The following is a 23,858-nucleotide window of genomic DNA, read 5'->3' as shown; positions in this document are numbered from 1 at the left end:
TTATTTGCACCTTAAGCCATTCTTTAAATTTTCAAGATTTTCTTCCATTATTTTAATAAAAGAAACGCCTTTTTCAAAATCTTCTTTTGACAGATTTTCAGCCGGATTAAGAGGAAGCATTTCGGCTTTTGTTTCTTCTTTTATAATTTTTGCTATTTTTGGGTCCGACAATTCTTCATAGAAAATATGACTTATACCTTCATTTTTTATCTTTTCAATGACCGAAAGAAGAGAACTTATTGTCGGTTCTGTATCATGGGAAATTCCCAAGATAGCGGAATGTTTTAAATTATACTTTTCTGCAAGATATGCAAAAGCGTAATGACCGCTGTATATTATTTCTCCATTTTTGCATTTTTCCAAGGACTTTGCAAAATCATTATCTAATTTTTGGAGTTTATTAATGTAATTATTGCTTCTTTCAATAAAGAACATCTCATTTTTTGGGGAAACGGCTATGAGGGCCTTTGTTATTTCATCAGCTATCTTTTTAGAATTTTCAATATCAAGCCAAATGTGGGGATCGTACCCATTGTCGTCTTCATCTTCATGCTCGTCTTCATCTTCATGCTCGTCTTCATCTTCTAGCAGCTTTATTCCATCGCTTGCCCTTATAACAATAATTTCTTTATTACTTATACTTTCCATTATTCTTTTTGCCCAAGGTTCCATAAAATCTCCGGTATAAATAAAGATATCGGCATTGTTTATTTTAATAAAATCACTTGTTTTGGGTTCAAAAGAATGGACTTCCGCTCCCGGAGGAAGAAGCAGAGAAACGCTTATTTTTTCTCCTCCTATTTCTTTTGCCATATCATAATAAGGAAAAAGAGTGGCTATTACCTTAATCTCTTCTGCTTCTTCTTGCTTTTTTGGGAATAATATCAAGGATATAAAGAAAATTATAATGACAATTGCAATAAGTAATGTTTTTTTCATTTCTTTTATTTTTGACATTTGTGACATAGGCCGTAAAAGTCAAATGAATGGTTAATTATTTTAAAGTTATTTTTCCGGCTTATTTCTTTTTCTTTTTTTATCAAATCATTATAAACGGCAATCTTTTTAAAAGAATTGCAATTTAAGCAAATAAGGTGGTGGTGGTGATCTTTTACAATCTCAAAATAATCTTTCTTAAGAGCGGTATTTTTAACGATAATATTGTTTTTAATAAGAAAGAGAAGCTCTCTGTACATAGTTGTTCTGCTTGGGACTGTTCTTTTCTCTTTTAATTTGGAAATTATTTGAGAGGAAGAAAGCATGCAGTTGGAATCAAAAAGAACAGAAACTATTGCTTTTCTTGCTTTTGTTACCCTTCCTCCTTTTGCCTTTATTTTTTGATGTATTTCCTTTATGCTCATAATGGAACATTGTTGCATTAATTAAAAGCAAAGTCAATATAAAAAGGGTTTATTTCAAAGCTAAAATATGCTAGAATAATACCCATGAAAGATTTTGAAATAAGAAAATTTAATGATCCTGTTTTAAGGAAGAAAACAGAGGAAATAAAGCATTTTAACAGAGAACTGGAATGGCTTGTTTTCGCTATGAAAGAAAAAATGGCAGAAGAGGAAGGAGTTGGGCTTGCCGCTCCTCAGGTGGGAATAAGCAAGCAATTAATAGTGTTTATTGACATTGAAAGCGGACAGATAAAAGAATTAATTAATCCTAAAATAATAAAGTACGGAAAAGAAAAAACAATCGAAGAAGAGGGATGCCTTAGTTTCCCTGATATTTTCTTAAAAATAAAAAGAAGCGATTATATTAAAATAAAGGGATTTAATCTAAAAGGAGAAGAACTTGAAATAGAAGCAACAGGAATACTTTCAAGGATACTTCAGCATGAAACAGACCATCTTTACGGAATTTTGTTTTTTGACAGGCTTCCTTTCTTTAGCCGCTTAAAGTTTAAATTAAAAAATCGTGGATTTAACAAGTATTTTAATTGAGGACGGTTATCTGAAGACGAAAGAAATAATAGAGGCCTTTAAAATAATTAAAAGGAAGGATTTTCTTCCCAAAAACGTAAAAAAACTTTCAGAACAAAATTCCGCATTGCCCATTGGATATAGTCAAACAATATCCCAGCCCTTGACAGTTGCTTTTATGCTTGAACTTCTTTCTCCTCAAAAAGGAGAAAAGATTTTAGACATTGGTTCTGGATCCGGATTTACAACCGCTATTTTGTCCTGTATTGTCGGTAAAAAAGGAAAAGTTATTGCTCTTGAAATTATTCCTGAGCTTTTGAAAGTTGGAGAAGAAAATGTTTCAAAGTATAATTTTGTAAAAAAGGGGATAGCTAGTTTTATTCTTGGAGACGGCAAGAAAGGATATAAAAAAGAAGCTCCTTTTGATAAAATACTATGTTCGGCAGAGGCAGAATTTGTTCCCGATAGCTTAAAAGAACAGCTTAAAACTGGCGGGAAAATTGTAATTCCCGTAAAATCATCTATTATTCTTTTGGAAAAAAAGAGAAACGGCAATTTTGACAAGAAAGAATTTTACGGATTTTCTTTTGTTCCTCTGGTTTGAAATCAATATATTATGAAAAAAACAATTATTTTTATTTTTGCATCTTTTATAATCATTTTTCTGCTTTTTTCTTTTCTTTTTTTTATCAAAACAATAAATCCCAAAGATATCACAAAGGAAGAATTTTTACCTTTTTCAATTGAAAAAGGTGAGGGTATTATTTTAATCTCCGAGAATCTTCAAAAATCAAGTTTTATTAAAAACAGATATTCTTTTATTATCTATGCTTTTTTAAGCGGCCAGAGAAGGAGTCTTCAAGCGGGAGAATATTTGCTCTCTCCTTCAATGGGGGTAAAGGATATAATTGTTAAGCTTTCAAAAGGAGATACGATAAAAAAAAGGATTACGATAATAGAAGGATGGAATATTGAGGATATCGGAAACTATTTAGCGGAACAGGAAATTTGCTCTAAGGAAGAATTTTTTAATATCGTTAATGAAGATTTTTCGGACCAATTTTCTTTTTTAAAAGACAAGCCAAAGAATCTTAATCTTGAAGGGTATCTTTTTCCAGACACCTATGAGATGAATATTAACAGCTCTTGCAGGGATATTGTTTTTAAAATGCTTTCTAATTTTAAAGAAAAAATAGACAATACTTCTATTAAAGGGAAAACAATTTTTGAAATAATAAATATGGCTTCTCTTATTGAAAAAGAAGTAAGAACATTTGAAGATAAAAAAATAGTTTCAGGAATTCTTTGGAAGCGCCTTGAAATTGGAATGCCTCTTCAGGTTGATGCAACGATTGCCTATATTACAAAAAAGAAAACCACGAGAATTTCTCTTGAAGAATTAAAAATTGACTCTCCTTATAACACATATCTCTATAAAGGGCTTCCTTTGGGTCCAATTTCAAATCCGGGACTTTCAAGTATTGTTGCATCAATTAATCCGGAGAAAAGCGATTTTCTTTTTTATCTTTCTACGCTTGAAGGAGAAACTGTTTTCAGTAGGAATTTGACAGAACATAATATTGCAAAACAAAAATATTTGAAATAAATATCTTGGAATGTTAGAATAAAGCCATGGAAAAAGAAAAGATAAAAAGAATAGCTTTAATTGTTGCTTTTAAAGATTTTAGGGATGAAGAATATTTTATTCCCAAGGAAATTTTCAAGAAAGAAAAGATCCAGGTAAAAACATTTAGCGATTTTCTTGGAAAGGCCATTGGCAAATTCGGAGGGGAAGCAAAGGTTGATGATTTAATTGATAATTTAAACGTTGATGATTTTGATGGGGTTGTATTTATAGGAGGGCCGGGAGCTGAAAAATACGTTGAAAATGAAAGATGCCTTGAAATAGCAAGAGAAGCAGAAAAAAAAGAGAAAGTATTGGGAGCTATCTGTATTGCTCCTTTGATTTTATCTTCCTCCGGTGTTTTAGAAAACAGGAAAGCGACAGTTTGGAGCTCTCAGATGGATAAATCGGCAATAAAGGAACTAAAGAATTCAGGAGCGATATATTTTGAAAAAAGCGTTGCTATTGACGGAAAAATAGTAACCGGTTCTATGCCGGAAGCATCAGAGCTGTTTGCTAGAGAAATTATAAAAATATTATGAATTTAATTGATTTTGTTCCCCTTATATCCTTTGTTCTTCTTATTTTTTTTATGCTCCTTATTTCGCTGTTTATCTATGGAGAATTTTTAATTAGAAAAGGCAAAGCCAATTTAGGATTTGAAATTTCTTCTTTTGCCGTAAAAATATTGTCCACTCTTGTTATTATATCCATTTTTTTTCTTTTAATAGGATTTTATTTTGCGCCAGAAAAAGAGAAAGAAGAAGAATTAACAACAGAGATAGAGTTTCCGGAAAGTCCGGCCTCTTTCTTTCCTCCTTCTGTAGAGTATATTGAGGTGGGAGGGTATTATTTTAAAGGACCGTTTATTTTAGATGAATCAGTTGCTTTTTCCGAAGAAACCGTAATTGCCGTTTTTTGCAAAGCAGAAGATTACAAAATGATATATGTAGGCACGGAAGGAACAAATGAAAAGCTTATTTCTCATTTCTTATACCCATGCTTTAAAGAAAATTGCAAAGAAGACCTTTATTACGCTTCTCTTTACGTCAAAAAAGAAGAAACGGAAGAAATTTTTCAAATGGTAGAAAATAGAAGAAAAATTGTTGGGAATATAAGGGAAAAGGTGGATTTTGTTTGCCAATAAATTTGCGGTTTTTGCATTTTAAGGAAATTGCATGAATACGCTAGAAATAAATATGAATATAGAAAAAATTTTTATCTTTATAATCATCCTTGTCGGACTTGGAGCGCTTTTGCTTTTTGTTTTCCTTTCCGGAAGCGGCATTAAACAATTAGAGCTTATTTATCCCGTAAGCGGGGAGGAAATGTTCATAGGCGAAACTTATGAAATTGTTTGGAAAGCGAGGAATATAGAAAAAGTGGGAATAGTTCTTTTTATGGGTAAAGAACCAAAATGGATCGCAAAAGAACTAGACGGACGAGAGGGAAAATATAACTGGAAGATCCAACCTGGACAAAAGTACGGAGATAATTATTGGATTGCCGTTTTTGAATATCCTTACAGAGAAGAAAATTTAATAGATTATTCAAAGGGCCCCTTTTCTATCGTATTTGCCGATATTGACAGTTGTGACAGCTTGTCGGTTTCAGAAGATAGACCGTATGTTCCTATTAGTTACCCTGGTATAAGAAGGGTTTTTGTCACAGATGAAATGTATGATGGTGACTTGAAGGGATTTTCAGGAGCCGATGAAATATGCCAGAAAGAAGCTGAAGATTTGGGATTTGAAGGAAGTTGGACTGCTTTTATAGGAGGAGACAGAGATATTGATACGGCCGTTGAGCGGTTATCAAGGACACCAAAGGGAACAAGCGGGGTTTTTGTAGAAGCAACTCCCGAAGGGGAGCTAGGAAGAGGGGATACTTGCCATCGGCTTTTATCAAACGATTTTAACGGTTTTTTATCTTTTTTTGATATAGAAAGCGATGTTAAAGAAAAAGTCAGCGAAGATTTTTTTACAAAATTTTCAAATATATGGACAGGAAGAATAAGAACTGCAGATAGAGTTAATTGCATTGAAATTACTTTTCCAAGAGGAAGAACTGCTCAGGACAATTACAGCTTCACTGTTTCTTGCCAAGGATGGACAACAGTAAGCCGTCTTCTTGCTGAAAATTTACAAGTTAGAGCTACAGTTATTGACGATATTCCTTCTTCAGATAATACTATTATACCTTCTTTGGATATTCCAACCTGTTACACTTCTCAAGGTTTACCAATAGACGCAAGGGGGATAGGCGGTCTTTCAACGGAAGAAGAGGAAGATTTTCTGAAAATTACAGGAAAAGGATGCGCTGAAAAAAAACGTATCTTGTGCATTGAAAACTAATTTTTCCAAATGAAAATAATTATAATCGCAGCTGTTTCAAAAAATAACGTTATCGGAAAAGGAAGTAAAATTCCCTGGCATAGCAAGGAAGATTTTTCCCATTTTAAAGAAAAAACATTGAATAATGTTGTTTTAATGGGGAGAAAAACTTACGAGAGTATAGGCAAAGCCCTTCCAAGAAGGAAAAATATTGTGATAACGGGAGAAAAAAAATCTTTTTCCGATGCCGAAAGATACGATAGTTATAAAGAAGGACTAACTGGCGCCAAAGAATATGCAAAAAAAAATAATTGCGATATTTTTATTATTGGAGGGGGCTCAATATATAATCAAGCAATGGAAGACGCAGATTTCCTATATATATCCCACATGAAGAGCGATTTTGAAGGAGATGTTTTTTTCCCGGATTTTGAGAAAACAAAAAAATGGACAATTAAAAGCAAAGAAGAATTTAACGATTTTACTTTCATTGTTTGGGAAAGAAGATAATTTTAAATAAAGGGGTTGACTTTTTTTTAGGAATTTGTAATATATCTTTACCGTAGACAATAAGCTCCCTTAAAGGGGTAAGACTTATCGAGGTGGTGAATTTGCATTTATAATAATGTTTTCCACGCTGTCTATAGGGCAGCTTTTTAATTTTATGGCTTTAACAAAAGAACAAAAAAAAGAAAAACTAAAAGAACTGCAAGATAAGCTGAAAAAGCAAAAATCAGCGGTTTTTGTCGATATTGACGGATTAAAAAATAAAGACGTTCTGGTTTTAAGGGAAAAATTAAGAGAAAAATCAACTGATTTTGTGGTTTCAAAAAAAACTCTTACAAAAATGGCTTTTATAAAGAATGAGATTCCTCTTGATGAAACTCTTCTTAGCGGCCGACTTGGATTGATTTTTAATTACAACGATGAGTTCGGATTTGCGAAAGATATTTTTGATTTTTCCAAGGGAAATAAAAGTTTTAATATTCTTGGAGGATTGCTTGATAATGTTTGCATAAGCAAGGAAAAGGTTACTGATTTGGCACTGATGCCTTCAAGAGAAGTTCTTTACGGATCGCTTCTTTCATGTTTAAACGCTCCTATTGTAAATTTCCTTAGTGTTTGCCAGGGCAGTACAAAAGGTCTTATAAATGCATTAAAACAAATTAAATAATAAATTTTAAAAAATAATATAAAATATTATGGCCGAAGAAAACAAAAACACATCTGCCGCTGAAGAAAAAGCGGAAAAAGAGACAGTAGAAGTTCCTAAAAAGTTTAAAGGAATCGTTGAAGAGATAGAAAAAATGTCCGTGCTTGACCTTTCAGAGCTTGTAAAAGTTCTTGAGAAAAAATTTGGAGTTTCAGCAGCTCCTCAAATGATGGCGATGCCTTCCGTGGCAGCAGGAGCTCCGGGAGCTTCCGCAGAAGCGGAAGAGAAGAGTTCTTTTAACGTAGAGCTTTCAGCACCTGGAGAAAAAAAGCTTGAAGTTATAAAGCTCATAAGAGACATGCTTGGAAAGGGATTAAAAGAAGCAAAGGATTTTGTTGATGCCTCTTCAGGCGCTCCTCAGATGATAAAAGAAGGAGCTACAAAAGAAGAAGCGCAGGATATTAAGAAAAAAGTAGAAGAAGCCGGAGGAAAAGTGGAATTAAAATAATTTTACTCTCTTTTGAAAAAGCGCCCTTTAAACGGGCGCTTTTTTTATTTTAATTAAATTTTTTAAATTCCAATTTTGTAAATCTTGTTTTCGCTAAGAATAAAGATGCTTTCCTTATCTTCTAAGATTTGGATGTCTTTTAGTTTATTGAATTGTTCGCTCTTAATTTGCTTTATCAGATTACCTTCTTTATCAAGTACGATTATCCTTTGCCCCTTCGGGTATAAAAGGTAAATAAAAGAATGATTAAAGCTTGTTTTAATATCGGTTATTCCTTCCGGTAATTCTATGCTTTTTTGGTATTCTCCTTCATAATAAAGGTCCAAGGTATTTTCTTTACTTAAAAGCCAAATTGAACCGTCAATTGCAAAAGAAAGACAGGTTTGATTTTCTTTTTTCTGCTTGAACCAGCTTGTCATATCGTTGTTTGCAAAAGAGTATTTAAAAATTTGGCAGTTATTTTTGCTCATAAAATAAAGATTTGAGCCGTAAAAATTAATTAGGTCGAATTCTTCCTCAATTTTTACTTCTTCCTCTTTGAGAGAGAAAAATCCTTTTTCTTTTGATATAAAAAAGACAGTATCTTTTCCTTTTGAAGCGGAAAGGAATTCGCCCGGAATATTTAATTTTTCCTGATTGCCTGTTTTAATTTCATAGATACTATCTGGAAAGGAAAGAGCAAATATTCTTTCTCCTAAAACAATTATTTTTTCAGCTTCGCTGTTTAATTGAAAAAGGGGAGTTAAATCATTTTTGTATTCAGTTTTTTCCAAATGGAAAAGAATTGATTCCTCTTCTAATGTTTCTAAAATGGGAATAAATTCCTCTTTCTTGTCTGTTTTTTCTTTTTTAAAAATCAAAAAGCCGAAGAAAAGAAGAATAAGAAGAAACCCGATTATTAAAAAGTTTTTCCTGATTTCTGTTTTTTTCGGCGCTATTGCCGTTTTTACTTTTTCTTGGAAAGAAAATTCTCTAGGCAGGGAGTTTTCTTCATTAAGGGAAAAAAGAAGGCACATTCCTGATATTTTTGATCCTTCTTTCTCGGTAAAAAGCTCCTTTTGAAAAACATTTTTCAGATTTTTCTCATCATACTCTTTAAGATTTGCAATTTTTGATAAAATTTCTTTTTCTTTAAGGAAAAAATAAACTTCATTTGAAACGACCATAAGAATATCAAGTGGGGCTAATTTTCCCGAAACAATGTTAAAAAAAACTTTCAAAGGATAAGGATCCATCTCTTCTTTTTCCAGCTCCTTGCCTATATCGGTGAATTTTCCAAATCGGAGAAGCAAAATTTTAAAATTCCCGGTTTTGGTAAAATTAAGATCAAGCCCTTTTATTGAAAAAATTCCGAATGAAAAATTTCCCATCCACCTGACATTTTCCTTTTTAACCTCTTCGGCCAAAAATTCATTTGCTTTTTTTAGAGTTTCAGGAAGAACTTTTTCCAAAGATCCGAGAGTAGTATTATGATAGAATTTTTCTTTTATTGCCCTAAAAAGCCGTTCTAAAAGGTTGCTATTATCAGTTCTTGTTTCTCCTAAAACATACAATGACCCCATTTTTTTTTCGGACGGATTTTTCGGTTCATAAAGAAATGCTTTAAAATTCTTTCCTTCTTCATTTTTCGGATTAAAGTAGTATTCAAAAATTTGCATGGTTGAATTTGCTTTAGAATAGTTTTTTCTATTATACACTTCGGGGGAATATAAATCAAATTGTGAAAAACTTTTTTATTGTAAGGGGACCAAGAATATGCTAAAATTGAGGCATGAAAATCAAAGAAATTGAAAATTCTATCGTTTCTGAAGTAAAAAAGGCATTGAAAAAACCCGATTTGAATGTTGTCTTGGAGCATCCTTCAAATCCAAAGTTTGGCGATTTTGCCGTTTGTCTTTTTCCTTTTGTAAAAGAAACTGGAAAATCTCCTCAAGATATAGGGGATGTCCTAATTAAAGAGCTTCAATCTCTTGATTTTATTGAAAAAGCCACAGTACTTTTTCCTTATTTAAATATTGAAATAAAGAAAGATTTTTTTATAAAATCAGCTATTAATGAGGCGGGGACAATAAGAAAGTCGGAAAAAAAGGAAAAAGTTTTGATTGAATATATAGCTCCCAATACAAACAAACCGCTTCATTTGGGCCACCTTAGAAACGGTTTTTTTGGAACAGCTGTTTCTAATATTTTTAAAGCAACGGGTAAAAAAGTGGTAAGAGTTAATCTTGTTAATGATAGGGGAGAGCATATTTGCAAAAGCATGCTGGCTTATAAGAAATGGGGAGAAGGGAAAACGCCAAACGAAGAAGGAATAAAAGGAGATCATTTTGTCGGCAATTTTTATGTTAAATACAGCAATGAAGAAAAGAAAAATCCTCTTCTTAAAGAAGAAGTTCATAAAATGCTTGTTTTATGGGAACAGGGAGACAAGGAAACAATTTCTCTTTGGAAAAAAATGAATTCTTGGGTTTATGACGGATTTAAAAAAACTTACAATGATTTTGGATTTGAATTTGACTTTGTTTACTATGAAAGCAAGCTTTACAATATTGGAAAAGAAATTGTTAAAAAAGCAGCAGAAAAAGGAGTTTTTTATTACGGAGAAGAAGGAGATATACTTTTTGACCTTCCGGAAGAAAAATTCGGGCTTGATAAAAACGGCAAGAGAAGAAAAATCACTCTTCTTCGAAAAGACAAAACAAACCTTTATATTACTCAAGATATCGGTGTTGCCGTTAAAAAAATGGAAGACCATAATTTTGACAAGTCAATATATATTACAAGTATGGAACAGGTTTATCATTTTCAATGTCTTTTTGAAATATTAAAAGTTTTAAAATATAAATGGGTAGAAAAACTCTATCATCTTCCCTACGCTATGGTTTTTCTTCCTGAAGGGAAGATGAAATCAAGAGAAGGAAAAGTTGTTGATGCCGATAATCTGCTCTATGAAGTTAAAGAAAATGCCAAAAAAGAAATTATTCTGCGTTATGGCAAAATTAAAGATTTAGAAGAAAGAGCTCTTAAAATTGCTCTTGGAGCAATTAAATTCCAGCTTCTTTTTATTCATCCTTGCCAAGACATATATTTTGACCCTGAAAAATCAGTTTCTTTTGAAGGGGCGACAGGGCCTTACTGCCAGTACTCTTATGCAAGAGCAAAAAGTATCATAAGGAAATCGGGCAGAAAAAAAATAAAAAAAAATGTTAATTTTTCTGTTCTTAAAGAAGAGGAAGAGATTGTTCTTGTAAGAAAAATTATATGTTTTGATAGGGAAATAAAAATAGCTATGGAAACTTTTAACCCGTCTAAAATAGCCAATTACTTATATGAGCTTTCTAAAGATTTAAACAGATTTTATGCCAAGCACTCTGTTCTAAATAGCGATAAAGAAACAGAAGAAGCAAGAATTGCCTTAATTTTTGCAGTTTCTTTGGTTTTGGAAAAAGGGTTTGGAATTTTAGGCATTCCTCTCCTTGAGGAAATGTAAGTAATAAAATGGAAATAAAAAAAGAACTTTTAAAGATAAAGGAAGAAATAATTGATTTTAAAGATTCACCTCTTTATAAGGAAAGAAAAGATAATAATTTTTTTCCCGTAATAGGGGAAGGAAATCATTTTGCCAAAATTATGTTTGTCGGAGAAGCCCCAGGAAGAAATGAAGCCAAGACCGGCAGGCCTTTTTGCGGGCAGGCGGGAAGAGTTCTTAATAATCTTCTTATTTCTTCGGGAATAAAAAGAGAGGATGTTTATATCACAAATATTGTAAAGGACAGGCCTCCAAACAATAGAGACCCTCTTCCTATTGAGATTAAAGCTTATGCTCCTTTTTTGGACAGGCAAATAGAGATTATAAAGCCAAAAGTAATTGTTTCTCTTGGGCGGCATTCCATGAATTATTTTTTTGAGAAATACAAAATAGAAAAAGAGTCGATTAGCGTTTGCAGAGGAAAGGTTTTTAATCTTGGTGAAATGGATTTTATTCCTCTTTATCATCCGGCGGTTGCCGTTTACAATGTTCATAAGCTTGATATTTTAAAAGAAGATTTTAAAATTTTGAAAAAATATTATGAACAATAAAGATACAAGTTGCATATTTTGTAAAATTGTAAAAGGAGAGTTTGATTCTGTAAAAATTTGGGAAAACAAAGATTTTCTGGCTATTCTTGATGTAAATCCGAATACAAAAGGAATGACCCTTGTTTTGCCCAAAAAGCATTATGATTCCTATATTTTCAATATGGAAAAAGAAACTTTAAACGAATTTATAGCATCTGCAAAAACGGTTGCCAAGATTCTTGAAAGGTATTTTAAAATAAAAAGAGTGGCCTTAGTTGCAGAAGGGATGGGAGTAAATCATGCTCATTTTAAGCTTTATCCTCTTCATGGCATAACCGATGATTTTAAAGAGATGTGGGCGAAAGAAAAGATATATTTTGAAAAATATCAAGGATACATTTCAACTCAGCTCGGAGAAAAAAAGGAAATGTCAGAGCTAGAAAGCTTGGCAAAGGAAATTAGGAAACTTGGAAACTAGAAGGGCTCTTTTACTTGACATATTTATTTTAAAGTGTTAGAATATGCAGCATGAAACATATTCTAACAATATCAATATTTTTGTTTTTCTTTTTTCCTGCTTTTGTTTTTGGTATTTCAGGAACTATTTCTTCAAGCGCAAATGTGGTAAAGGTAGGAGAAAATTTTACAATTACTGTAAAAGGTTATAACGACATGGGGATAACCTGGCTTGGAGTTTATGGGAGAAACGATAAACAAACAGTAGATGTTAAGGGAAAGCCGTCTGAAGCAAGCAAATCTTGGATTTTTCAAAAAAATACTCCGGGAACATACAAGTATTGCGGAAGCGTTGCCGGATGCACGGTTCCATCAGCAAGTTGTGTATCAAGGCCGATGCCGGGAACTTTCAATACTAATCCACAATGCATAGAAGTGGAGGTTTCTTCTGCTTCTTCAAACGATTTGACTGTTTCTTGTTATTCTTCTCCTTCTACGGCCAAAGTTAACGAGACGGTAAACTTTATTTCTTCCGTTTCGGGAGCATCAGGATCTTATTCTTATTCTTGGTCGGGAAATTGTTCAGGAACGTCAAATAGTTGTTCTAAAAGTTTTTCTTCTACGGGAAACTATTCTGTTACTCTTAGTGTTCAATCAGAAAATCAGTCAAAAACAGCAACTTGTTTTGTTAATGTAATAGATAACGGAAGTACAAGTGCAAGCGCAAAAGGAACTCTTAATGTCAGCCCTCTTTCTGTTTTTGTAAATGATATAATAACGATAACCGTTGAAGGTGAAGACAATGGAGGTCTTGTTTCAGTTGGAGCGCATTTTAAGGGTTTTTGGAATGTTAAAAATGTTTCCGGAACAAATGCAAAAGAGGTATGGCAAATAGAGGAAAGCGTTCCCGGAACATATAAATATTGCGCATTTGTTAAAGGAAAAAGCCAAAGCGGTTCTGTTGAAACGTCTCCTTATTGCATGGATGTAGTTGTTTTATCAAAGAAAAAAGCGCCCGTAGTTGTAAACGAATGTTCGTTTATAGGGGAATCAAGGTGTTATGGAGCCGGATATGTTACAAAATGCACAAGCCAAAACGGAGTTTTAAAATGGTCTACTCCTGTTTCTTGCACGGGAGATACTTCCTATGGATATGGGACTTGCAACTCTGATGAAAAGCCGGCCTGGTACTGTGATAACGGAACTTGTAAATATAACTGTATTTATGATGAGGATAAGAATGAAGATAGCTGCCAAATTATAGATGAAAATCCATTATCAATATCCATTCTTGCAAGAAAAGACAAAGAAGGAGATTTTAAACAAGAACTTGAAGTTGAAAATGAAAATAAAATAGATTTTTTAGCTGTTGTCAAAAATATTAGCGACCAACAAATTGATGATGTTTCTATTGTCATATCTCCGCAGAAAGGAGTGAATTTTTCAAATTACAAGGAAGAAATTAAAATCATATTAGGAGGCCAAAAATCGGAAACATTTCTTTTTTACGGTGAAATTACAAATAGCGAGGAAGAAGAATTTATTGTTGAAGCAAAAGTGCAAGGGGGAGATTTTAAAGATTTTTCGGAAGTTAAATTAATAAGAAAGAACAATGGATTTTCTCTTGCCGCTATCGGGCCTGCAATGAGCGGACTCTTTAAAAAATGGTATTTCTGGCTTATTTTCCTGATTATCATGTTCTTACTTTTCTACTTCTTTAGAAGAAAAAGACAAGTATAAAAGAAAATAATTATTTTGTATTGTTAAAGAGAAGCAAGATTATTCTTGCTTCTTTTGTTTGTAAAATTATCTTGCCAAAAAAATATGCCGTGTTAAAATAAAACAATGATTGGCAAGATATTTATAGCAATTTTTATCTTTATAGCGCTCTTTAGTGCTGTCGTTCTTGCTATTTTATCTTATCATTTTAAAAAGTTTAAAATGCCCTTTGACCCAATCGCAAAAAAAGCCCTAAAGGGTTATTTTTTTACAGAAATATTTCTTCTGATTCTGAGCTTTATTTTTTTAATATTTACTATAAAATGATTAATGTTAATCCAAATGAGAAAATACTTTTGATAAAAAGAAGGCATTCGTTTGTTCTTTTTGCTGAACTTTTTCCTTTTATTCTCCTTTTTTTATTAACTGTTTTCGGAATGTTATTTCTTCTTCTTTATCAAAACGAAGAAGGACTTAGAGATTTTTTAGGGAAAATTCCTTTTTTATATTCCTTTTCAATAAATCTTTATCTTGCCTCTTTCTTTGTTTTATCTATTATTCTTATCGTAATCTTGCATTTTATTTTTATCGTTTTTGCTCATTATTACCTTGATTGCTGGATTATTACAAGCGAAAGGACAATACATACGGAATTGAGAAGTTTGTTTAGCAGATTTTATTCAAGCGTTTCCCATAACAGAATTCAGGATGTTACCGTTGATATTCATGGAATTTTCCCGATGATTTTTAAATATGGCGATTTAAAAATTCAGACAGCAGGAGCGTTTGGAAATTTTGTTTTTCGGCAAATTCCCGATCCTTACAAGACAAAAGATATTCTTCTTGGCGCTTTTAAACCGGAAGAGAAAAGAGATAAAGTGGTAATTTAAATTTATGGAAAAGATTGGCGACATTATATCAAAATTAAAAAGTAAAAAATTAAAAAGAAATAATCCCGCTGCTTTTATTTTCGAAGACCGCAAAAAGAGAAATGATCAATTTATTCTAAGGCGGTTTTCAAAAAGAAGTATCGGAAAAAAATATGAGAAATAAAGTTTTGATTTTTTCTCTTTTGGGAATTGTAGCTGCAATGGCGTTTGTTTTCTTCGCATTTTCCTATTTTGCCTCTGTGCCGGCTACGCCTATTTCATCGCAGGAAATTGCCAAAGAATGGGTTGAGAATAACGCTTTGACGTATCTTTTTGACGGTTTTGATCTTCAATTAAAAGATGCGAGAATTCTTGATTGTCCGACCTGTCTTGAATTTACCTATTCGTTTTTTTCAACTTCATCTGGCTACGGAGATAGAACAGAGCAATTTACAGCTCAAGTTATAACTCCCCACGATATAGTAATTACGGTTGAAGATGGAATCGTAATTAAAGCCATAACTGACGGAGTTTTTTCTGAAATTGATAACATGATGATTTCAAATGAAGAGGCCCTTGAAACAGAAATGATGAAAGTTCTTGTCTTTTTTGGAAAAACAGGAGAAGAGGAGATACCTTTTCCAGTAGAAAGAGAACTGCCGAAAACAGAGGGAGTTGCAATGGCATCTCTTCTTGCCTTGCTTGAAGGTCCAACAGAAGAAGAAGTAAATGAGGGATATTTTACATTGATTAATCCCGGTGTTATTGTCCAGGGAATAGTTATTAGAGACGGAGTTGCAGAAGTGGATTTTAATAGCCGTCTTAATGAAGTTGCCGGATCAGCCACGGTTTTATTTATCCGTCTTCAAATAGAAGAAACTTTGAAGCAGTTTGAAACCATAGATGAAGTTATAATATCAATTGACAAAGAAACGGAGGATATTCTTCAACCTTAATCGTTGAATTTTTAAATGGATTTTTTTAAAAGAATTATCTTTTTTTTCGGTTTTTTGTTTCTTTTTATTTTTCCTTTTAAAAATGAAGATATCAGAGTCATAGAAATAGGGGAAGAAGAATTTGTTGTTGAAATAAGTAGAACAGAAAAAGAAAAAAGAAAAGGATTGTCAAAAAGGGAAAACTTAAAAGAGGGGCATGGGATGCTTTTCCTTTATAAAGAAGAGGGGAATTTTACCTATCAAACAATGGAAATGCTTTTTCCTATTGATATTGTTTTTATCAATAAAAAAGAGGTTGTTGAAGTTTTCAGAGATGTTTTGCCCGGAAACGTCGTGGAGGCGACAAAAAAGGCAGATGCTGTTTTTGAAACTACTGCTAACAGCAAAGTTAACGAGGGGGATACGGTTTTATATTGAATTTTTCTTAAAAAAAAGATATAATCCTAGAATGAAGAAAATAAAGAAAATCAGAAATGCCAAGAAAATGATTTTGCCAAGCACGGTTATTATCGCTTCTTATTATATCTCTTTTATTTTTTTACTTGGCGTTGTTCTTGGTTATTTAAGCACGGAGAAATTTTGCAAAAAATACATATATTCCGGAAAAATAAGCTCAATTTATTTTAATTTTGGCTCTTGGCAGGTTCATTTTCATCATTGGCTCGTAGGGCTTTCTGCCCTTTTTTTCTTATGGATTTTCGGAATATATTATCTTATTCCCCAGATGTTTATAGGGGCTATTAACGGGGTTATAATCCACGATCTTCATACGGATAAAAAATGGCACAGAGTTTTTTATAAAAAAACATAATGAGCTTGAAACAAAAAAGAAAAAGCGTAGAAAGAATGGTAAATGTGAATGTTCCTTTATTTTTTGAAGACGAAAATTTATCCGACATTCGAAAGAATTTTTTAAAGAACATTAAAAAATTTGAGACAATTAATTATGTCTATATTATAGACAGGCAAAACAGATTGAAGGGAGTTATTTCTATAAAAGATGTTTTAAACAGAGAGATAGATTGCTTTGCAAAAGATATAATGGAAAAAGAGGTTGTAAAGGGAAGGAGGGGAACAGACAGGGAAAGAGTGGTTTCTTTGGCAATTAAACACAATCTAAAAGCTATTCCGGTTGTTGATAAAAACGATGTTTTTTTGGGAGTAGTAACGTCAGACACTATATTAAATATTTTACAAGAAGAAAGTTCTGAAGATATTTTTCTTGCAGGAGGTTTTTTAGTTGACAAGTCGGTAAAGGAAATTGAAAGCGCTACAGCAAGAAAGCTTGTTCTTTTTAGGTCTCCTTGGCTTTTTGTCGGGCTTTTAGGGGGAATAATTGCTGCTCGGATTATTGGCGCTTTTGAAAGTACAATAAGCTCTCTTATTGCCCTTACCTTTTTTATTCCTATTATTGTTTATCTTTCCGATGCAGTTTCAACCCAGAGCGCTACTATTTTTATCAGGAGGATGGCTTTCAGTAATAACAAAAATTCTGTATTTAATTATTTTATAAGGGAGCTTAAAGTGGGAACAATGCTTGGAATGATGCTTGGTTTTGTCCTTTCTTTTGTTTCTTATTTAGGATTGAATGATATTAGAATTGCCTTTATTCTTTTGTTCTCTGTTTTCTTAGGAGTCCTTTTTTCCGTTTTTTTTGCAATAATGATACCTCTTTTGCTTTTAAAAATGAAAAAAGATCCGGCAATGGGAACGAATCCTCTTGCAACAATTATTAGCGATATCTTGAGCATTACTGTTTATTTGTTTATCGCAAAAGCCCTTCTTTACTATTTTTAAATTCATTCTTAATTTTATGATTTTTGATAAAAAAACCAAAATAGTTGCCACGGTCGGTCCATCTACAGATACGCCGGAATTATTAAGGTCCCTTATTAGTGCGGGAGTAAACGTTTTTCGCTTTAATACCAAGCACAATGAAATATCTTGGCATAACCAAAGGATAAAGAGAGCCCAAAAAGCAGCGACGGAATTGAAAAAAAATATTGCTATTCTTATAGACTTGCAAGGTCCTGAAATTCGTATTGAAACAAGAGAAAAAGGAGAAATTAAAGTGGAAAAAGGGGATTTGATTACAATAGGAGAGAATTTTAATTCCAGAGATATTTCTCTTGCTTTGTCAAATAAATCTGTTTTTGAATCTCTTTCAAAAAAAGACATACTTCTTATTGACGATGGCTTTATTGAGTTTGTTGTAATGAATAAAAAGAAAGACAGAATTATTGCAGAAGTTATAGAGGGGGGAGTTATTAAGGATAAAAAAAGCTTGAATCTTCCAAGTAAGAATTTAAATCTTTCTTCTTTAATTGAAAACGACCTCAAAAGCCTTGATATGATCGCAAAAGAGAAAATTGACTATGTTGCTCTTTCTTTTGTGAGAAATAAAAAAGATATAGAAGTTTTAAGAAGGGAAATGGAAAAAAGAAAAATCAACGCTGAAATTGTTTCAAAGATAGAAAACAAACAGGCAATAGATAATTTAGAAGAAATCATTGAATATTCAGATGCCGTAATGGTTGCAAGAGGGGATTTGGGAATAGAAGTTCCAATTGAACGCTTGGCATATCTTCAAAGAAAAATCGTATATAAATGCATGGAGGCGAGAAAGCCTGTCATAATAGCAACTCAAATGCTTTATTCAATGATAAAAAACCCGCGTCCGACAAGAGCCGAGGCGACCGATGTTGCAAATGCCGTTTTTAACAGGGCTGATGCGGTTATGCTTTCCGAAGAAACGGCCATAGGCCAATATCCTATAAGAGCCGTTGAAACAATGGCAAAGATCTTGAAATTCAATGAAAAGAAAACGGGGTTTTCTACTCTTTCATTCAAACTCAGGACAACAACAGAACTTACAATTAGCGCAGTTGTTTCCATATTGAAGGCAAGGCCTGAACTGGATATTGTTGTTGTTTTTACTGAAAGTGGCTATACTGCAAGAGTTCTTTCCAGTTTTCGACCTAAAACAAAAATTATCGCTCTTACTAATAATCGAAAAACAGCCGAAAAGCTCTCTTTATCCTGCGGAGTTGAGCCGTTTTTTGTCTCTTTTGATCTTGCCTCTCCGGAAGCGATAAAAAATACAGCTGAAAAATTAAGAAAAGAAAAACTTATTGCCAAAGGAAAAAAACTGCTTATTGTAAGCGGAGAGCATAAAGGAAGAAAAGATATTATTAATTCATTCTCCTTTATCAGAATCTAAGTTTTAATTAATTTTTATGTCTTCTCCAAAGCCAAAAACCTTCCATTTTAAGGGATATAAATTCAATGCTAAAGATTTGAAGATTTCTTTTTATTACAGAATTGAATTTTTAAACAGAAAGCCCTTAAATTTCAAAGAAGTTATTCTCTTGCCTTCTAAGATTTTTGGCGTTTCTCAAAAATCTCTTGAAAACTTTTTAGAACCTCTTTCTATTATACTTGGAATAAGCTATTACAAGCTTTATTGTCCTTCAAAGATAAAGCTTTCTTTCTCCCTTTCTAAAGAACAGGCCGATTTTTGGAATACTGTTTATAGAAAGGGCCTTGGAGAGTTTTTGTATAAAAACAAGATAAATCCAAATAAGATAGCTAAGTTTCCATATTCTAAAAAAACTAAAAAACCCCTCAGAATTGAAAAGAAAGAAAGGGCTCTTATTGGAATTGGGGGAGGGAAAGATTCAATTGTTGCCTCTGAGATTCTAAGGGGATTTCCTTCTGTTTCTTTTTATGTTCAAACAGAAGGAAAAAATATCGTTCTGGAAAAAGTAGTTAAAAAAATTGGAAATCCTTCTCTTAAAGCAGTCAGAATTCTTGATCCTAAAATTTTTCAAAATCATGAAGGAGGATATAACGGCCATATTCCAATTTCAGCCGTTTTCGCTTTTATCGGACTTCTTCTGGCTTTTCTTTATAATTTTAGATACGTTATTGTTGGCAATGAAAAAAGCAGCAATTTTGGAAACGTTTCTTACTGTAATGAGAATATAAATCACCAATGGAGCAAGTCCAAAGAATTTGAAAAGATGTTTCAGGATTATAGTAAAAAATTCATTACTCCTGATATTGTCTATTTCTCTATTCTAAGGCCTTTTTATGAAATAAAAATTGCCAAGATTTTTGCAAAATATAAAAAATATTTTCCTCTTTTTACAAGCTGTAATAATTCTTTTAAAGTTTTCAAAAAAAGAGGAAATTCTCTTTGGTGCGGCAATTGTCCAAAGTGCGCTTTTGTTTTTTTGATTCTTTCTCCTTTTCTTTCAAAAATTGATTTGTATAAAATATTTAAAAAAAATCTTTTAGAAGAAGATAAATTATTTTCGACTTTTAAAGATATTTTGGGGTTTGGAAATATGAAGCCCTTTGATTGTGTTGGGACTTTTGAAGAAGCAAGAGCCGCTTTTTTTCTTTCAAGTAAGAAATATAAAAATAGTCCTGTAGTGCAGAAATTTCTTCCTTTAATTAAAAATTCAGAAAAGCTTGTAGAAAAAGTATTTGAAACAAGAGATACAGAAACGATTCCCGATTTTTTCAGAATTTACGGAAAAGATAAAGTGTGCATTATAGGATACGGCAAAGAAGGGAAATCAGCAGAAAGATATATTAAAAAATTTCATCCCAATATAAATGTGGGAATTCTTGATATGCAGTTTGATAAAAATTATCTCCAAAAACAGAAGAAATACGATTTGGCAATAAAAACACCAGGAATTCCAAAAGAAAAAATAAAGATTCCTTATACAACCGCCGTAAATATCTTCTTTTCTAAAAATAGAAACTATACAATAGGAATAACCGGGACAAAGGGGAAAAGCACGACTTCTTCTCTTATATTCCAAATTTTAAAAGAAAGCGGCAGAAAAGTCCGTCTTATCGGGAATATAGGCAATCCGGTTCTTGATGTTTTTTCTTCAAAAATTGATCCAAAGGAGATTTTTGTTATTGAACTTTCAAGCTATATGCTTTCTGATATTAATTATTCTCCCAATCTTGCTTTGTTTTTAAATTTCTTTCCAGAGCATATGGATTATCATGGAAAAATTGAGAATTATTACAATGCCAAAATGAATATTTTTAAATTTCAAAAAGAAGGAGATTTGTCTCTTCTTTTTCCTTTTAAGGAAAAAGATATTTCTTTGAATCATAAATTCCCTTCTTTTGCAGTTCATAATAAATATAATATTAAGGCGGCAATAAAAGCAGCCAAACTTCTTAAAATTCCTTTGGCAGTAATAAAGAAGGGGATTGAAAATTTTAAGCCATTGAAGCACAGGTTGGAACCGATCGGCATTTATAATGAAATAGAATTTTACGACGATGCCGCATCCACTACTCCTCAGTCGACAATAATGGCAATCGAAACGCTAAAAAAAGTTGATACAATTTTTTTAGGCGGACAGGACCGTGGATATGATTTTTTAAAGCTTGAAAAAACTCTCAGAAAGTATAAGATAAAAAACGTAGTTCTTTTTCCTGACAGCGGGAAAAGAATTCTTTCTTCTTTTTTGGGTTTTAATATTTTGAAAACAAAGAACATGGAAGAGGCAGTAAGGTTTGCTTACAAAAATACAAAAAAAGGAAAAATTTGTCTTCTTTCTTCTGCATCACCGAGCTATTCTCTTTGGAAAAACTTTTCAGAAAAAGGGGACTTATTCCAAAAATTGGTTAAAAAATATTCAAAAAAATATGGAAAAAGAAAAAAATAACAATCCTGAAGAAGTATTAGAGAAAGAACACGCAAAACACATTAAATATATTTCCCCCTTGAGGATTTCAAGAATAGTGAGCGAATTTATTGAAGGATTTAATTTTTTAAACCGTTACGATAAAACGGTTACTTTTTTCGGTTCTTCTAGAGTTAAGCCCTCTCATAAATACTATAAAGAAGCGTTTTTGCTTTCAAGGGAACTTTCAAAAAGGGGATATACAATTGTAACTGGAGCAGGACTTGGAATTATGGAGGCGGCAAACAAGGGAGCACATGAAGCTGGGGGAGAATCTTTGGGAATGAATATAAATCTTCCTAAAGAACAAGGGATAAATAAATATGTAAAACAATCTGTTTCTTTCAGGTATTTCTTTATAAGAAAAGTAATGCTAACTTTTGCTTCTCAGGCGTATATATTTTTTCCCGGGGGCTTTGGAACTCTTGATGAGTTTTTCGAAGTTGTGACGCTTATTCAAACCGGCAAAGTAAAAAATATTCCCATAATTCTTCTTCATAAAAGCTATTGGGAGCCACTTTTATCTTTTATTGACGAGATTATCTATAAAAGGAACAGATCAATAGATAAAAAAGATACAAAAATTTATCATCTTGCAAAAGATACAAAGGAAGCATTAACCTTTTTGGAAAAACATTATGCGCAGTAGACAAACCGTTTGGATTTCTTATTCTGCTCTTTCAGATTTTGAAAAATGCAAAAGAGCTTATTATTATAAACATCTTTATAGAAACCCGAAAAATAATAACAGAATTCAAGTCGTTAGCCCTTATTTATCATTAGGGACAGTTGTTCATGAAACAATTGAAGCTCTTGCTTCTTTTTCTCCTAAAAAAAGAAAAGAAATTTCTCTTTTTCAGAGATATGAAGAAATATGGGAAAATTACAAGGGAAAAAAGGGCGGATTTATTTCCGAAGACCAGGAAAAGAAATTTAAAGAAAGAGGAGAGGAAATGCTAAAGAGAGCGGAAAATTCTAATTTGATAAAAAATCAAGCCCTTGATACCAATAATGTTTTTCCCAAACTTTCTCTTTTTGAAAACATAGAGCTTGTCGGAAGTATTGATTGGATTGAAATTCTTCCTTCAGGAGAACTTCATATAGTTGATTTTAAAACTGGCAAAAACGATGAAAGCAATAATTCTCTCCAGCTTCCAATATATGTTCTCCTTGCTAGGAATAATTTTGATAAAAACGCAAAAAAGGCCAGTTATTTCTATTTAGACAGGGACGAAAGTCCGGTTTTCCAGGAAATGGGCCCTCTTAATTTTTATCTTGAAGAAATTAAAGAAAAATCACAAAGGATTTTGAGTGCGATAAAAAATAATGACTTTGCTTGTTCTTCGGGATACAAGAATTGTTTTCATTGCAGGGAATTTGACGCTGTTTTTTCCGGGGCCGCGGAATATGTCGGATTTGACGACAAAATGAGAAAAGAACTTTACTATATTGTAAAGCAGGAAAACGTTATGGAAAGAATTTCGGGAGGAACTTTTTTAAATGAATTTCAAAGGGGTATTTTTGAAATGCGCATAGACGGTAAAGAAACAAAAGAGATAAGTTTAGCGCTTAAAAGTTCGCCTTCCATTATAGAAGACGAAGTTGTTAAAATTAAAGAAAGATTGAAAGAAAATTTAAGCAATAAAGAATTAAAGGCCTTCATTAGAAAAATGGGAGGATGAAACTATGCCGATTATTCATCTTAACGAAGATAATTTTAAAAAGGAGGTTTTGGAAAATGAAAAACCTGTTTTGGTTTGCTTTTCAAGGCCTGGATGTCCCGCTTGCTCTGCTATTATTCCTATTCTTGAGGAAGTGAGCAAAGAATGGAAGGTTGGAATTATTGATATTTATGAAAGTCCGAAAAAAGCAGAAGATTACGACATACCGGCCGTTCCTACATTGATTATATTTAAAAAAGGAAAGCCGGCAGAAAAAGCAGTCGGTTTACGGCCAAAAGAGCTCTTAATCAGTAAGCTTGCAGAAAATTAATTATGGCAAAAATTGAAGTTGAATACAGGGGATATTTAAGTGAAAAAAAATTTAAATCCCTTCAAAAACTTTTTAAAAAAGAAGCTCAGCCGATTATTTTCGATAAGAGATATAAGGTTAAAGGATTTAATAATCATTCCGTTATAATCGCTTCTGGATGGAATCCTGGAAGATCAACTGATTTTATCGCTGTCCAAATCGCAAAAGATCTTGATATAAAAGACATAATCATACTTGGAAAACCTGATTATATTTATGATAAAGACCCTGAAAAGCATAAAGATGCCCTTCCGATTTTAGAAATGAAGTGGAAAAACTATTTAAAGACAGTTCCTTTAAAATGGACTCCTGGACTTTGTCTTCCGGTTGACCCTTTGGCAGCCCGTCTTGCCAAAAAAGAAAAGAAAAAAGTAATAGTTGCAAATGGGAAGGATTTAAATAACTTGAAAAATATCTTAAAAGGAAAGGATTTTAAAGGTACTACTTTATTTTTTTAACCGTTAAAAAAGAGAGTTATTTTTTTTAAAAGGCCAAGCGGCCT

27 protein-coding genes and 1 other annotated feature are annotated in these 23,858 nt (G+C 32.5%); of the genes, 24 read left to right on the top strand and 3 right to left on the bottom strand.

Translation table 11 applies throughout. The features are described 5' to 3' along the window. Together PHH50_01200 and PHH50_01195 are read right to left on the bottom strand one after the other, a co-directional pair. Positions 1-939, bottom strand: coding sequence for a zinc ABC transporter substrate-binding protein (locus PHH50_01200; GenBank protein ID MDD3728925.1), 939 nt, complete (start codon positions 937-939; stop codon positions 1-3). A gap of 5 nt (positions 940-944) precedes the next feature. After that, positions 945-1,361 carry a transcriptional repressor gene (locus PHH50_01195; protein ID MDD3728924.1) on the bottom strand — a complete coding sequence of 139 codons (417 nt, stop codon included), beginning with the start codon at positions 1,359-1,361 and terminating at the stop codon, positions 945-947. An 84-nt stretch (positions 1,362-1,445) separates the two neighbouring features. On the opposite strand from PHH50_01195, the gene def reads away from it, so the two are divergent. The 9 genes from def to rplL all read left to right on the top strand — a co-directional run bounded on the left by def (position 1,446) and on the right by rplL (position 7,546). Further along, on the top strand, positions 1,446-1,949 hold the full coding sequence (gene def / locus PHH50_01190; GenBank protein ID MDD3728923.1) for a peptide deformylase: 504 nt from the start codon (positions 1,446-1,448) through the stop codon (positions 1,947-1,949). Then, positions 1,924-2,532 (top strand): protein-L-isoaspartate O-methyltransferase, encoded by a 609-nt coding sequence (gene pcm, locus PHH50_01185; protein MDD3728922.1) that lies wholly within the window; start codon positions 1,924-1,926, stop codon positions 2,530-2,532. Before def ends, pcm begins: the two co-directional genes overlap by 26 nt. A 12-nt stretch (positions 2,533-2,544) precedes the next feature. Beyond that, on the top strand, positions 2,545-3,534 hold the full coding sequence (gene mltG / locus PHH50_01180) for an endolytic transglycosylase MltG (GenBank protein ID MDD3728921.1): 990 nt from the start codon (positions 2,545-2,547) through the stop codon (positions 3,532-3,534). Positions 3,535-3,560: 26 nt separating this feature from the next. Next, positions 3,561-4,094 (top strand): DJ-1/PfpI family protein, encoded by a 534-nt coding sequence (locus tag PHH50_01175; GenBank protein MDD3728920.1) that lies wholly within the window; start codon positions 3,561-3,563, stop codon positions 4,092-4,094. Beyond that, complete coding sequence (locus PHH50_01170) at positions 4,091-4,699, top strand: hypothetical protein (protein MDD3728919.1); 609 nt, start codon at positions 4,091-4,093, stop codon at positions 4,697-4,699. The genes PHH50_01175 and PHH50_01170 overlap by 4 nt, the downstream gene beginning before the upstream one ends. Positions 4,700-4,751: 52 nt before the next feature. After that, positions 4,752-5,906 (top strand): hypothetical protein, encoded by a 1,155-nt coding sequence (locus tag PHH50_01165; GenBank protein ID MDD3728918.1) that lies wholly within the window; start codon positions 4,752-4,754, stop codon positions 5,904-5,906. 9 nt (positions 5,907-5,915) lie between these two features. Beyond that, positions 5,916-6,395, top strand: coding sequence for a dihydrofolate reductase (locus PHH50_01160; protein MDD3728917.1), 480 nt, complete (start codon positions 5,916-5,918; stop codon positions 6,393-6,395). A 32-nt stretch (positions 6,396-6,427) separates the two neighbouring features. Then, positions 6,428-6,553, top strand: a sequence feature (ribosomal protein L10 leader region). After that, the gene (gene rplJ, locus PHH50_01155) at positions 6,511-7,059 is read left to right on the top strand and encodes a 50S ribosomal protein L10 (protein ID MDD3728916.1); all 549 of its coding nucleotides are present in this window, start codon (positions 6,511-6,513) and stop codon (positions 7,057-7,059) included. It overlaps the preceding feature by 43 nt. A gap of 28 nt (positions 7,060-7,087) precedes the next feature. After that, on the top strand, positions 7,088-7,546 hold the full coding sequence (gene rplL, locus PHH50_01150) for a 50S ribosomal protein L7/L12 (GenBank protein ID MDD3728915.1): 459 nt from the start codon (positions 7,088-7,090) through the stop codon (positions 7,544-7,546). 62 nt (positions 7,547-7,608) lie between these two features. On the opposite strand, the gene PHH50_01145 is transcribed toward rplL, so the two are convergent. After that, entirely contained in the window at positions 7,609-9,204 is a 1,596-nt protein-coding gene (locus tag PHH50_01145) for a hypothetical protein (GenBank protein MDD3728914.1), read from the bottom strand. A 113-nt stretch (positions 9,205-9,317) separates the two neighbouring features. Here PHH50_01145 and argS point away from each other — a divergent pair, with 113 nt between their 5' ends. The 15 genes from argS to PHH50_01070 all read left to right on the top strand — a co-directional run bounded on the left by argS (position 9,318) and on the right by PHH50_01070 (position 23,814). Further along, entirely contained in the window at positions 9,318-11,036 is a 1,719-nt protein-coding gene (gene argS / locus PHH50_01140; protein ID MDD3728913.1) for an arginine--tRNA ligase, read from the top strand. Positions 11,037-11,044: 8 nt separating this feature from the next. Then, positions 11,045-11,626, top strand: a complete 582-nt coding sequence (locus tag PHH50_01135; GenBank protein MDD3728912.1) for a uracil-DNA glycosylase — start codon at positions 11,045-11,047, stop codon at positions 11,624-11,626. Then, complete coding sequence (locus PHH50_01130; protein MDD3728911.1) at positions 11,616-12,083, top strand: HIT family protein; 468 nt, start codon at positions 11,616-11,618, stop codon at positions 12,081-12,083. The genes PHH50_01135 and PHH50_01130 overlap by 11 nt, the downstream gene beginning before the upstream one ends. A 50-nt stretch (positions 12,084-12,133) precedes the next feature. Next, on the top strand, positions 12,134-13,801 hold the full coding sequence (locus tag PHH50_01125) for a hypothetical protein (GenBank protein MDD3728910.1): 1,668 nt from the start codon (positions 12,134-12,136) through the stop codon (positions 13,799-13,801). Positions 13,802-14,103: 302 nt separating this feature from the next. Further along, entirely contained in the window at positions 14,104-14,670 is a 567-nt protein-coding gene (locus PHH50_01120) for a PH domain-containing protein (protein MDD3728909.1), read from the top strand. Positions 14,671-14,822: 152 nt separating this feature from the next. After that, positions 14,823-15,605 (top strand): GerMN domain-containing protein, encoded by a 783-nt coding sequence (locus PHH50_01115; GenBank protein MDD3728908.1) that lies wholly within the window; start codon positions 14,823-14,825, stop codon positions 15,603-15,605. A 15-nt stretch (positions 15,606-15,620) separates the two neighbouring features. Continuing rightward, complete coding sequence (locus PHH50_01110) at positions 15,621-16,022, top strand: DUF192 domain-containing protein (protein MDD3728907.1); 402 nt, start codon at positions 15,621-15,623, stop codon at positions 16,020-16,022. 31 nt (positions 16,023-16,053) lie between these two features. Further along, positions 16,054-16,416 (top strand): hypothetical protein, encoded by a 363-nt coding sequence (locus PHH50_01105; GenBank protein MDD3728906.1) that lies wholly within the window; start codon positions 16,054-16,056, stop codon positions 16,414-16,416. Next, positions 16,416-17,402 (top strand): magnesium transporter, encoded by a 987-nt coding sequence (locus tag PHH50_01100; protein ID MDD3728905.1) that lies wholly within the window; start codon positions 16,416-16,418, stop codon positions 17,400-17,402. The genes PHH50_01105 and PHH50_01100 overlap by 1 nt, the downstream gene beginning before the upstream one ends. A gap of 16 nt (positions 17,403-17,418) precedes the next feature. Beyond that, positions 17,419-18,825, top strand: a complete 1,407-nt coding sequence (gene pyk / locus PHH50_01095; GenBank protein MDD3728904.1) for a pyruvate kinase — start codon at positions 17,419-17,421, stop codon at positions 18,823-18,825. Between the two features lie 16 nt (positions 18,826-18,841). Then, positions 18,842-21,307, top strand: a complete 2,466-nt coding sequence (locus PHH50_01090; GenBank protein MDD3728903.1) for a Mur ligase family protein — start codon at positions 18,842-18,844, stop codon at positions 21,305-21,307. Continuing rightward, positions 21,288-21,974 (top strand): TIGR00730 family Rossman fold protein, encoded by a 687-nt coding sequence (locus PHH50_01085; protein MDD3728902.1) that lies wholly within the window; start codon positions 21,288-21,290, stop codon positions 21,972-21,974. Before PHH50_01090 ends, PHH50_01085 begins: the two co-directional genes overlap by 20 nt. Then, the gene (locus PHH50_01080; GenBank protein MDD3728901.1) at positions 21,964-23,007 is read left to right on the top strand and encodes a PD-(D/E)XK nuclease family protein; all 1,044 of its coding nucleotides are present in this window, start codon (positions 21,964-21,966) and stop codon (positions 23,005-23,007) included. The genes PHH50_01085 and PHH50_01080 overlap by 11 nt, the downstream gene beginning before the upstream one ends. 4 nt (positions 23,008-23,011) lie before the next feature. Beyond that, the gene (locus PHH50_01075) at positions 23,012-23,317 is read left to right on the top strand and encodes a thioredoxin domain-containing protein (GenBank protein ID MDD3728900.1); all 306 of its coding nucleotides are present in this window, start codon (positions 23,012-23,014) and stop codon (positions 23,315-23,317) included. Between the two features lie 2 nt (positions 23,318-23,319). After that, positions 23,320-23,814 carry a hypothetical protein gene (locus tag PHH50_01070; protein MDD3728899.1) on the top strand — a complete coding sequence of 165 codons (495 nt, stop codon included), beginning with the start codon at positions 23,320-23,322 and terminating at the stop codon, positions 23,812-23,814. The last annotated feature ends 44 nt before the right edge of the window (positions 23,815-23,858 follow it).

It is taken from the genome of Candidatus Paceibacterota bacterium (assembly GCA_028697015.1).
Classification (GTDB): Bacteria; Patescibacteriota; Minisyncoccia; order Minisyncoccales; family GWA2-38-27; genus JAQVFW01.
Note: the sequence above shows the minus strand (reverse complement) of the source record. Positions and strands in the feature narration are given on the sequence as shown.